Genomic DNA, 11,464 nt, shown 5'->3' on the forward strand with positions numbered 1-11,464 from the left:
CGTGGACAAAGCTCATCGGCCCCTGCTCAGCCCGACGATCCGCCGCCACTCATGGATCCTGGGGCTGCTGGCCCTGATCCTGTTTGTCGCGGGCAACTGGAACCAGGCAATCATCGGCTTTGACTCGCGCTTCGTGCTGTTCGCCCAGGAGATGCTGCGCCACGGGCCGGGGTTCTTCCCGACCACGTACGGGCAACCTTATGCCGATTACCTGGCCACCTCGACGCTGCTGACCTGGCTGCTGTCGGTGCCCCTGGGGCAGGTCACCAGCCTGACGGCCTGGCTGCCCACGGCCATCGCTTCGGCACTGATCGTGGTGCTGCTCTACCGGCTGACCGCGCCCTACTCCCGGCGCTGGGCACTGCTGAGCATCGCGGTGATGCTGCTCAGCAGTACCTTCATCAGCGAAACCCGCGCGGTGTCCCTCGACCAGATGCTGGCGGCAGTGGCCCTGACAGTCTTCTACCTGGGTTACGCCCACGACCACTTCGGCGCCGGCAAGCGCCTGCACTGGCTGTTTGCGCTGCTGATCGTGGGGTTCGCGATCCGTGGGCCGATCGGCCTGGTGATCCCCACCGGCATGCTGTGCAGCTATTACCTGATCAATCGGCAATGGCGCCAGCTCTTCAGTTTCGGCCTGCTGGCGTTGGCGTTACTGGCGGCGTGCGTGGGCCTGCTGCTGCTGCTGGCCAAGCTCAGTGGCGGTGAAATGTTCATGCAGGACGTGATCCGCATGCAGTTCCTGGGTCGCATGGACGGCACCGAAGGCTCCGGCAGCGCGCTGTATTACTTCAGCAGTTCGCTGGGCAACTACGCGCCGGCGTATCCGTTGGCAATACTCGCGCTGATTGCGATTGTCGCCGGTGGCCGCGAGGACAAGGGCCCGGCGCTGAAACTGGTGCTGTACTGCCTCGCCGCCGGCTTGATCGTGATGATCGGCTTGTCGGTGCCCCAGGCGAAAAAAGCGCGCTATGTGCTGCCGATGCTGCCCCTGGCCGCGATCATCGCCGCGTATCCGTTCCAGGTGTCGCGGGGCAGACTGTTCGCCGGGCTGCGCTGGCTGATGCTGGGGTTGTGGACGGTCATTCCGGGGCTGCTGATCGCAGGCTTGTTCGTGGCGCGTCACCGCTTCCCCGAGCAGATTGGCAGCCTCAATCCGGTGTTCGGGATCCTGATCGCGATCCAGGTACTGGTGCTGGGCTTGCTGTTCAACCGGCGGCTTCGCTACGTGGGCCCGGCATTCGCCGCGGTATTGGCGGTGTGGCTGGCGTATATCGTGATGGTCGAGCCGCTGGAGCGCCGGTTGTATGACACGCGCACCTTTACCCTCCAGGCCCATGCGCTGACCCAGCTACAACCGGCGCCGCTGGTATTGCACGCACTGGGCAAGGACGCAAAAGCCATCAAGTTCATGGTCAACCTCGATTGCGACCGGGTGCCGTTGTTTACCCAGTTGCCTGCCGACCTGGCGCCGATCCAGGCTCCTGCATGGCTGATCATGAGCCAGTCGGACTATGAAGCGTTGAGCGACCCGCGTTTTCGTTCACTGCAGCCGGTACTGACCGGCCAGTTCGACAAGAACCCCTACGTACTGCTGCATTTGATCAAACCCGCACAACCTTGATACAGGGCGCGAGATAAGCGGAACCAACCGCTTATCCCGCGCCAGTACATTCAGTAGTTATAAATCCAAGTGTATGTAAGAAACTTCTTTGCCCATTCAACTTCGAAACTTTTAGCGTAGCAACTATCGAGAAACATCCTACGCATCTATACGCTGCTACCGATAAGACGCCCTCTTCCCGCCCCTAGCCCTCGACTGTAGACTCGCCTGCCAAGCGAGTTAATTATTTAATACCTTTTAACTATTTTCAGAAGTTCCAAAGGTGCGGTGTAAGGCATTCCTGTTACTTTCGAAAGAAACTCGACGAACGTAGCAGCAAGCCATCAATCAAGACATGCCCCGCTTAAACGAACAGTCGAAATAACAATAAAGACCCTTTAAACAGCATTCAGCGCTGCCGTTTATTTCATTTAGAGGAATGTTTTGTGTCCGACCGTCGATTGCCCGCCCCCTCAACCTCTGACGCTGTCGCGCCTTTGTCCCGCGACAGAGTCAATGCGGGTTACATCCCGCTGCCAAAACTGGATCGGCTGATGGAACTGCGTGATGCACTGGTGGTGCTCAAGGGGCCATTGGCCAGCAATCCATCGCTGCGGGAAAATGTACAAAACCTGCTGATCAACGAGGAAACCGATGACCGTGTGCTGGGCAAGATCAGCAACCCCATGCCACCGCCAACCCGCCTGATACCGTTTGGCTGACACGTTTTACTGCAAAAATACTGCACTTGACCTGCATTAATATGCATTGGCAGCAGTCTTCATCGATTGGCACACTGCGCAGGTTCCTCCCCCAAATGCAGGAACTTCTTTAAAGGGCTTTTCCGGGAAACCAGGCAAGCCTTTTTTTTCGCCCGCTTTTCACGGATCGTCTGTCAATGCTCGCTCGCTGGTTACCCGCTGCCATCAATACCCGCCCTGCCGAATGGAGTCGTGCCGCCATCGGCATGGCCCTGGGCACACTGTTCAGCGTCTGGGTGTGCGCCCAGGTGTTCGGCACCGAGGTGGCCCTGCACCTGATAGGCCCGCTGGGAGCCTCGGCGGTGCTGCTGTTTGCCGTATCATCCGGCGCGCTGGCCCAGCCCTGGTCGATCATCGGCAGCTACCTGTGTGCCGGGATCGTTGCGCTGCTGGTGGCCCGGGTATTGGGCCGAACGCTGGGCAGCGCATGCCTGGCTGCCGGGATGACCGTGATCCTGATCTGCTGGCTGCGCTGCCTGCATCCACCGGCGGGCGGCCTGGCCATGAGCCTGGTACTGGCTGACCCCGCCTCGATTGCCATGGGCTGGCACGAACTTGCCGCAGTCATGCTGGGAGCCACAGCCTTGTTGGCCTGCGCGCTGGCCTACAACAACGCCACGCGCACGCGTTACCCCAAGGGCACCCGCGAACCGGCTGCGCCGATCTTTATGCCAATGGCCACCGAAAACCCCGGGATCAGCGCCGAGGACCTCAAGCAGGCCCTCGCCGAGCGCGAGCAGTTCCTGGACGTTACCCCGCAGGAGCTGGAGGAGCTGATCCAGGCCAGCGAGCGGTATGCCCGGCGGCGCACCATCGGCGCGGTTTTCCAGCACCAGGGCCAGCCTCCTCCATAAGGCAAAAATGCAAAAACGACCTGCATGATTCCGACTTGTACTGGGCAAATTTGCACTGGTACGATCGCGAGATGGTTCGCCCGCGAACATCTTGATAAAGAACAATAAAAGCAGGGAGTTAGAGATGACTGCTCAGGTTTCATCCGAGGCAAGCAGCGCCGGGATTGTGCAAGACGAGGTCCTGGCGCACGTACGCAACCATATTGGCCACCTGACCCTCAATCGCCCCGCAGGCCTTAACGCCCTCACACTGGACATGGTCCGCAGCCTCAGCCGGCATTTGCAGGCGTGGGCGGACGATCCCCAGGTGCATGCCGTGGTGTTGCGCGGTGCCGGTGAAAAAGCCTTCTGCGCCGGCGGCGACATTCGCTCGCTGTACGACAGCTTCAAGAGCGGCGACACCCTCCACGAAGACTTCTTCGTCGAGGAATACGCCCTCGACCTCGCCATTCACAACTATCGCAAACCGGTCCTGGCACTGATGGACGGCTTCGTCCTTGGCGGTGGCATGGGCCTGGTGCAAGGCGCCGACCTGCGGGTGGTCACCGACCGCAGCCGCCTGGCAATGCCCGAGGTGGCCATCGGGTATTTCCCTGACGTGGGCGGCAGCTATTTCCTGCCGCGCATTTCCGGGGAACTGGGGATCTACCTCGGGGTGACCGGCGTGCAGATTCGTGCCGCCGACGCCCTGTATTGCGGCCTGGCGGACTGGTACCTCGACAGCGCCCGGCTCGCCGACCTCGACCAGCGCCTGGACCGCCTGGAATGGCACGATTCTCCCCTCAAGGACCTGCAAGGCCTGCTGGCCAGCCTCGCGGTGCAACAATTGCCCGACGCCCCCCTGGCGGCGCTACGCCCAGCCATCGATCACTTCTTTGCCTTGCCGGACGTGCCGAGCATCGTCGAGCAATTGCAGCAAGTCACCGTCGCCGACAGCCATGACTGGGCATTGACCACCGCCAGCCTGATGCAGACGCGCTCCCCCCTGGCCATGGCCGTGACCCTGCAGATGCTGCGTCGCGGGCGCCACCTGCCGCTGGAGCAATGCTTTGCCCTGGAACTGCACCTGGACCGCCAATGGTTTGCCCGTGGCGACCTGATCGAAGGCGTCCGCGCCCTGCTGATCGACAAGGACAAAACCCCTCGCTGGAACCCTCCAACCCTGCAGGCGTTGGAGGCTGATCATGTCGAAAGCTTCTTCCGCGACTTCGACAAGAACGGGAACTAAGTCATGCAAGATATTGAATTTACAGAAGAACAAGTGATGATCCGCGACATGGCGCGGGACTTTGCCCGTGGCGAAATCGCCCCCCACGCCCAGGCTTGGGAAAAGGCCGGCTGGATCGACGATGCTTTGGTCGCCAAGATGGGCGAGTTGGGTTTGCTGGGCATGGTGGTGCCCGAAGAATGGGGCGGCACCTACGTCGACTACGTGGCCTACGCCCTGGCAGTGGAAGAGATTTCCGCTGGCGACGGCGCTACCGGCGCACTGATGAGTATCCATAATTCAGTGGGTTGCGGGCCAATCCTAAACTACGGCTCACAAGCACAAAAGGAAACCTGGTTGGCGGAACTGGCCAGCGGCCAGGCCATCGGTTGCTTCTGCCTTACCGAACCCCAGGCCGGTTCCGAAGCGCACAACCTGCGCACCCGCGCCGAACTGCGGGACGGCCAGTGGGTGATCAACGGCGCCAAGCAGTTTGTCAGCAACGGCAAGCGCGCCAAGCTGGCGATCGTGTTTGCAGTGACCGACCCGGAGCTGGGTAAGAAAGGCATCTCGGCGTTCCTGGTGCCGACCAACACCTCGGGCTTCGTGGTGGACCGTACCGAGCACAAGATGGGCATTCGTGCCTCGGACACCTGTGCCGTCACCCTCAACCAGTGCACCGTACCGGAAGCCAACCTGCTGGGTGAACGCGGCAAGGGCCTGGCCATCGCCCTGTCCAACCTCGAAGGCGGACGCATCGGGATTGCCGCCCAGGCGCTGGGTATCGCCCGTGCCGCCTTTGAGGCCGCGCTGGCCTATGCCCGTGACCGGGTGCAGTTCGACAAGGCGATCATCGAGCACCAGAGCGTGGCCAACTTGCTGGCCGACATGCAAACCCGCCTGAATGCGGCGCGCCTGCTGATCCTGCATGCCGCCCGATTGCGCAGTGCGGGCAAGCCATGCCTGTCGGAGGCCTCCCAGGCCAAGCTGTTTGCCTCGGAAATGGCCGAGAAGGTGTGCTCTTCAGCCATGCAGATTCATGGGGGTTATGGCTATCTGGAGGACTACCCGGTGGAGCGTTACTACCGGGATGCGCGGATTACCCAGATTTACGAGGGCACCAGCGAGATTCAGCGGATGGTGATTGCCAGAGAATTGAAAAACTATCAGCTGTAACAGGTATTTCGCAGAACCCATGTGGGAGCGGGCTTGCTCGCGAAGGCGGTGGATCAGTCGATACATCGGGTGACTGTAACACCGCCTTCGCGAGCAAGCCCGCTCCCACATTTCTTGATCTTCAGCGTTTCAGGACAGTGTTTACTTGTCCTTGAACTCCGGCGCACGCTTGGCCACAAACGCCGCCATGCCTTCCTTCTGATCCAGCGTGGCAAACGCCGCGTGGAACACCCGGCGCTCAAAGCGCACGCCTTCGGACAGGCTCACTTCAAACGCGCGGTTCACGCTTTCCTTGACCATCATGCTGATGGGCACCGACTTGCCGGCGATCAGGGTCGCGACCTTCAATGCTTCGTCCAACAGCTCATCCGCCGGCACGATGCGCGCGACGATCCCGCAGCGCTCGGCTTCCACCGCATCGATAAAGCGCCCGGTCAGGCACATTTCCATGGCTTTGGCCTTGCCCACGGCGCGGGTCAGGCGCTGGGTGCCGCCCATGCCAGGCAGCACGCCGAGGTTGATTTCCGGCTGGCCAAACTTGGCGTTGTCACCCGCCAGGATGAAGTCGCACATCAAGGCCAGTTCACAGCCGCCACCCAGGGCAAACCCGTTGACCGCCGCGATGATCGGCTTGCGGCGGTTGGCCACGCGATCGCTGTCGCTGAACAGGTCGTCGAGGTAGATCTGCGGGTAGGTCAGCTCGGCCATTTCCTTGATGTCGGCACCGGCGGCAAAGGCTTTTTTCGAGCCGGTTAGCACGATGCAGCCGATTTCCGGGTTGGCTTCCAGGCTGTCCAGCGCCTGGTTCAGCTCGCTGACCAGTTGCGCGTTCAGGGCGTTCAGCGCTTGCGGGCGATTGAGGGTGATCAGCCCGACCCGGCCCTGCACGTCCAGCAAAATGCTTTCGTAACTCATAGAGACTCCTCAGAGATTGCGTGAAATGACCATGCGTTGAATATCGCTGGTGCCTTCGTAAATCTGGCAGACCCGCACATCGCGGTAGATCCGCTCCAGGGGAAAGTCGCTCAGGTAACCGTAACCGCCGAGGGTTTGCAAGGCTGCCGAGCAGACCTTTTCGGCCATTTCCGAAGCAAACAGCTTGGCCATGGACGCTTCCACCAGCGCCGGCTTGCCGCTGTCACGCAGGGCGGCGGCGTAATGCACCATCTGCCGCGCCACGGCGATTTGCGTCGCCATGTCCGCCAGGCGGAAGGCCACGGCCTGGTGCTCGATGATCGGCTTGCCAAAGCTTTCCCGCTCGCGGGCGTAGTCCCGGGCCGCTTCAAATGCCGCCCGCGCCATGCCCACCGCCTGCGAAGCAATGCCGACACGCCCGCCTTCGAGGTTGGCCAGGGCGATCCGGTAGCCTTCGCCCTCCTCGCCCAAACGATTGGCCACCGGCACCTTCACATCCTCAAACAGGATCTGGCAGGTGTCGGAAGCATGCTGGCCGAGCTTCTCCTCGACCCGCGCGACGCTGTAGCCCGGCGAGTCGGTGGGCACGATAAAGGCGCTGATGCCGCGTTTGCCGGCAGCCGGATCGGTGACTGCAAACACAATCACGATCCCGGCGTTTTGCCCGGAGGTGATGAACTGCTTGCAGCCATTCAAGACGTAGTGATCGCCCTCCAGCCGGGCACGGGTTTTCAGGCCGCTGGCGTCGGAACCGGCCTGGGGCTCGGTCAAGGCAAACGCACCGAGCATCGCACCACTGGCCAGGGGCTTGAGGAACTGCTCGCGCTGTTGATCATTGCCGAACTTGAGGATCGGCACGCAGCCCACGGAGTTGTGCACGCTCATGATGGTCGAGCAGGCGCCGTCACCGGCAGCGATCTCTTCCAGGGCCATGGCGTAGGCCAGGTAGCCGGTATCACAGCCGCCCCATTGCTCCGGGACCAGCATCCCGAAAAAGCCCAGCTCGGCCATTTCACCAATGGCTTCCTTGGGAAAGCGATGCTCGCGGTCCCACTCGGCAGCGAACGGTTTAAGGCGTTCCTGGGCAAATTGCCGGGCGGCTTCGCTGATTTGCAGTTGTTCGTCATTCGGCAGCATAGGTGTTCCTTAGTACAGGCATTCAACGGCCATGGCCGTGGCTTCACCGCCGCCGATGCAGATCGCTGCAACGCCGCGCTTGAGGCCTTTCTGGCGCAGGGCCGAAAGCAGGGTCACCAGGATCCGCGCGCCGGACGCGCCAATCGGATGGCCCAGGGCACAGGCACCGCCGTGGATGTTGACCTTGCTGTGGGGAATCTCCAGCTTGCTCATGGTCACCAGGCTGACCACGGCAAAGGCTTCGTTGATTTCAAACAGGTCGACTTCGTCGAGGTTCCAGCCGGTCTTGCTCATCAGCTTGCGGATCGCCCCCACCGGCGCTACCGGGAACAGGCCAGGCTCATCGGCAAACGCCGCGTGGCCATGGATCACCGCCAGAGGCTTGAGCCCGCGCTTGTGCGCTTCGGACTGGCGCATCAGCAGCAGCGCCGCCGCACCGTCGGAAATCGAACTGGAGTTGGCTGCCGTCACCGTGCCGCCCTCCCGGAAGGCCGGCTTCAATGTCGCGATCTTGTCCAGCTTGGCTTTCGGCGGCTGTTCGTCGTGGATGATGGTTTTCTGTTCCTTGCCCACGGTGACCTGCACCGGGACGATTTCGGCGATGAAGTTGCCGTCGGTGATCGCCTGTTGCGCACGGGTCAGGGACGCAATCGCGAACGCGTCCTGGGCCTCGCGGGAAAAGCCGTTGTGCTCGGCGCAGTCCTCGGCAAAGGTGCCCATCAGGCGGCCCTTGTCGTAGGCGTCTTCAAGGCCGTCGAGGAACATGTGGTCGAGCACCCGGCCGTGGCCCATGCGATAGCCGCTGCGGGCACGGTCCAGCAGGTACGGCGCGTTGGACATGCTCTCCATGCCACCGGCGATGACCACCTCCACGCTGCCTGCCAGCAACGCGTCATGGGCCAGGATCGTGGCTTCCATGCCCGAGCCGCACATCTTGTTGAGGGTGGTGCAGCGCGTGGACTTGTCCAGGCCAGCACCCAGCGCCGCCTGGCGTGCCGGCGCCTGGCCGAGGCCGGCGGGCAGCACGCAACCGAACAGCACTTCATCCACGGCATCGGAAGCGATACCGGCGCGCTCGACCGCTGCACGAATCGCCGCAGCGCCCAGTTGCGGAGCGGTGAGGCCCTTGAGATCGCCCTGGAACCCGCCCATCGGGGTGCGTACCGCGCTGACAATAACGATTGGATCAGTCATGAAAATCTCCTTATTTGGCTGCCATGCGCAAGGCGCCGTCGAGACGGATCACCTCGCCGTTGAGCATGCTGTTTTCAATGATATGCCGCACCAGCGCGGCGTACTCGCCCGGTTTGCCCAGGCGCGGCGGGAATGGCACGCCGGCGGCGAGGGATTCGCGCACTTGCGGCGTCATGCCCGCCATCATCGGAGTTTCGAAAATACCGGGGGCGATGGTCATCACCCGAATCCCGTAGCGCGCCAGTTCGCGGGCCGCCGGCAGGGTCAGGCTGGCAATCGCGCCCTTGGAAGCGGCATAGGCCGCCTGGCCGATCTGGCCGTCAAACGCTGCCACTGAAGCGGTATTGATGATCACACCGCGCTCGCCATCGGTATTCGCCTCGGTTTCAGCGATAGCCGCTGCAGCCAGGCGCAGCAGGTTGAAACTGCCGATCAGGTTGACGTTGATCACCTGGGCGAAGTTGGCCAGCACGTGCGGGCCATTTTTGCCGAGGATTTTCTCGCCCCGCACCACACCGGCACAGTTGACCAACCCATGCAAACCGCCAAAGGCGGCGACGGTGGCCTGTACCGCCGCTTCGGCAGCGGCTTCCTGGCTGATATCGGCGACCACGCTGCGGGCCTGCGCGCCGAGCTTTTGCGCCTGGGCGGCCACTGCGTCGGCGTTCAGGTCCACCAGCATCACCTTGGCACCGGCCGCCACGAGCATCTCGGCGGTTGCCGCGCCGAGGCCTGAAGCGCCACCGCTGACCAGAAAAACCTTGTTCTCAATCTGCATCATTGTTTCCTTGAAGAATGGGTCACGCCGTGGCCGCCTGGGCCTTGGCAATTTCCTGATTACGCAAAATGAAGCGTTGCAGCTTGCCGCTCGGGGTCTTGGGCAGCTCGCTGACAAATTCGATTTCCCGCGGGTACGAGTGAGCGGCCAGGCGCTTGCGCACGTGCTGGCGCAGCTCTTCGGCCAGGGCCGGCTCGGCGCGGTACTGCTCGCTGAGCACCACAAACGCCTTGACGATCTCGGTGCGTTCCGGACATGGCTTGCCCACCACGGCGGCCTCCACCACGGCCGGATGCTCGATCAAGGCGCTCTCTACGTCGAACGGCCCCACGCGATAGCCGGAAGTGGTAATCACATCGTCGCTGCGCCCGACAAAGCTGATGCTGCCATCGGGGTTCAGCTCCACCGTATCGCCGCTGAGGTAGTACTTGCCGACGAAGGCCTTGGTCTTGACGCCGTCATAACCGGCAAACCAGCACATCGGCGATTGCTCGCGGTCGATAGCCAGGATGCCTGGCTGGCCGGCGGGCAACTCCTGATGGTTGTCGTCCAGCACCACGATGCGATGGCCCGGCGAGGCAAAGCCCGCGGAGCCGACGTGCACCGGATGCTCCAGGCCATGGTGATTGCACAGCACCATGCCCAACTCGGTCTGGCCGTAGTGGTCGTGGATGGTCACGCCGAGGTTATCGGCGAACCAGCGGATCACTTCCGGGTTCAGCGGCTCGCCGGCACTGCTGACAATACGCAGCTTGCCCTTGATCGACTTGGCGAACTGCTCGCCCCCGGCGATCAGCAGGCGGTAGGCGGTGGGCGAACCGGTGAGGTTGGTAATCCCGTATTTGTTGATGACACGGCACGTGCTTTCGAGGGTGAACGGGCCATCGTAGAAGGTGATCGGGTGGCCCATGGACAAGGGGCCGGTCACGCCGAAATAGATGCCGTAGGCCCAGCCCGGGTCGGCGACGTTCCAGAATGCGTCTTCGGGGCGCAGGTCGACGGCGTCGCGGGTGTAGCTCTGGAACGCGACGATTGCCTTGAGCGGCACGGCCAGGGCTTTCGACGGGCCGGTGGTGCCTGAGGTGAACATCAGCAGGAACGGGTCGTCGGCGCCCAGCAATACGGGTTCGCAGAGGTTGGAATAGTTGGGCAACTCGGCCCAGAAGCTGAAATCGCCGCGCACGATGCCTTCGCCGTTGGGACCGGCGACGGTGACGATGGTCGGGCAGTCGGCCACTTCCGTCAGTTTGGGACGGTTTACGGCATCGGTCACCACCAGCGCGGCGCCGGAGCTGTTCAGGCGGTGTTCGATGGCCTTGGGGCCGAAGGCGGTGAACAGCGGCTGATAGACCGCGCCGATGCGCCAGGTGGCGAGGACGACCACCAGCAGCTCGGCGGTGCGTGGCAGGAGGCCTGCCACCTTGTCGCCGCGATTGACGCCCTGGGCCAGGAGGAAGTTGGCGAAGCGTGCGGCCTGGTCTTGCAGTTGGGTGAAGGTGACGGTGGCGCTGCGGCCCTCCTTGCCCTCCCAGAACAGTGCGATGCGGCCAGGTAATGCGTGGCGGTCGCAGCATTCGACGCAGGCGTTGAGGGCCTGCAGGTTGCCCGACAAGGCGGCGTCGACGGTGTGTTGGTAGTTGAACTGGGTGGTGGCAGCCGAGTAATCACGCATCGCTTCAAATCCCTGTGTGTTTTTTATTTTCAGGATGGGTACGTAGACCGGTGAAATAGTCGCTCTAGAGCGGTGGGTGGGCAATGGTCAAAGCTTTCAACTTGGTTGACTGGTTTGGCCAATGGGGGGGCGCTGTTTGGTGTGTGTGAGTGTTGAAGAGCAAAATC

General features: G+C 62.4%; 10 protein-coding genes. 5 read left to right on the forward strand and 5 right to left on the reverse strand.

Annotated features, from left to right (window positions below; all coding sequences use genetic code 11):
- Position 1 precedes the first annotated feature (1 nt).
- From HX817_RS29180 to HX817_RS29200, 5 genes are all read left to right on the forward strand, one after another.
- On the forward strand, positions 2 to 1,624 hold the full coding sequence (locus HX817_RS29180; RefSeq protein ID WP_177042071.1) for a phospholipid carrier-dependent glycosyltransferase: 1,623 nt from the start codon (positions 2 to 4) through the stop codon (positions 1,622 to 1,624).
- Positions 1,625 to 2,145: 521 nt separating this feature from the next.
- Positions 2,146 to 2,325, forward strand: coding sequence for a type VI secretion system contractile sheath small subunit (locus tag HX817_RS29185; RefSeq protein WP_256348852.1), 180 nt, complete (start codon positions 2,146 to 2,148; stop codon positions 2,323 to 2,325).
- Between the two features lie 176 nt (positions 2,326 to 2,501).
- Complete coding sequence (locus HX817_RS29190; protein WP_102604350.1) at positions 2,502 to 3,218, forward strand: HPP family protein; 717 nt, start codon at positions 2,502 to 2,504, stop codon at positions 3,216 to 3,218.
- A gap of 124 nt (positions 3,219 to 3,342) precedes the next feature.
- Positions 3,343 to 4,446: an enoyl-CoA hydratase/isomerase family protein gene (locus HX817_RS29195; protein ID WP_087693005.1), complete on the forward strand. Its 1,104-nt coding sequence runs from the start codon at positions 3,343 to 3,345 to the stop codon at positions 4,444 to 4,446.
- Between the two features lie 3 nt (positions 4,447 to 4,449).
- Entirely contained in the window at positions 4,450 to 5,601 is a 1,152-nt protein-coding gene (locus HX817_RS29200; protein ID WP_177042083.1) for an acyl-CoA dehydrogenase family protein, read from the forward strand.
- Between the two features lie 141 nt (positions 5,602 to 5,742).
- Here the strand turns inward: HX817_RS29200 and HX817_RS29205 are convergent, their stop codons facing one another.
- From HX817_RS29205 to HX817_RS29225, 5 genes are read right to left on the reverse strand one after another with little or no spacing between them, the layout of a single operon-like run.
- Positions 5,743 to 6,516, reverse strand: a complete 774-nt coding sequence (locus tag HX817_RS29205; RefSeq protein ID WP_003217608.1) for an enoyl-CoA hydratase — start codon at positions 6,514 to 6,516, stop codon at positions 5,743 to 5,745.
- A 9-nt stretch (positions 6,517 to 6,525) separates the two neighbouring features.
- Positions 6,526 to 7,653: an acyl-CoA dehydrogenase gene (locus tag HX817_RS29210; protein ID WP_177042085.1), complete on the reverse strand. Its 1,128-nt coding sequence runs from the start codon at positions 7,651 to 7,653 to the stop codon at positions 6,526 to 6,528.
- Between the two features lie 9 nt (positions 7,654 to 7,662).
- Positions 7,663 to 8,847, reverse strand: coding sequence for an acetyl-CoA C-acyltransferase (locus tag HX817_RS29215; RefSeq protein ID WP_087693007.1), 1,185 nt, complete (start codon positions 8,845 to 8,847; stop codon positions 7,663 to 7,665).
- 10 nt (positions 8,848 to 8,857) lie between these two features.
- Positions 8,858 to 9,625, reverse strand: a complete 768-nt coding sequence (locus HX817_RS29220; protein WP_177042086.1) for an SDR family NAD(P)-dependent oxidoreductase — start codon at positions 9,623 to 9,625, stop codon at positions 8,858 to 8,860.
- A 22-nt stretch (positions 9,626 to 9,647) separates the two neighbouring features.
- The gene (locus HX817_RS29225) at positions 9,648 to 11,297 is read right to left on the reverse strand and encodes an AMP-binding protein (RefSeq protein ID WP_177042088.1); all 1,650 of its coding nucleotides are present in this window, start codon (positions 11,295 to 11,297) and stop codon (positions 9,648 to 9,650) included.
- Between the last annotated feature and the right edge of the window lie 167 nt (positions 11,298 to 11,464).

Source organism: Pseudomonas sp. C6002, from assembly GCF_013385805.1.
Classification (GTDB): domain Bacteria; phylum Pseudomonadota; class Gammaproteobacteria; order Pseudomonadales; family Pseudomonadaceae; genus Aquipseudomonas.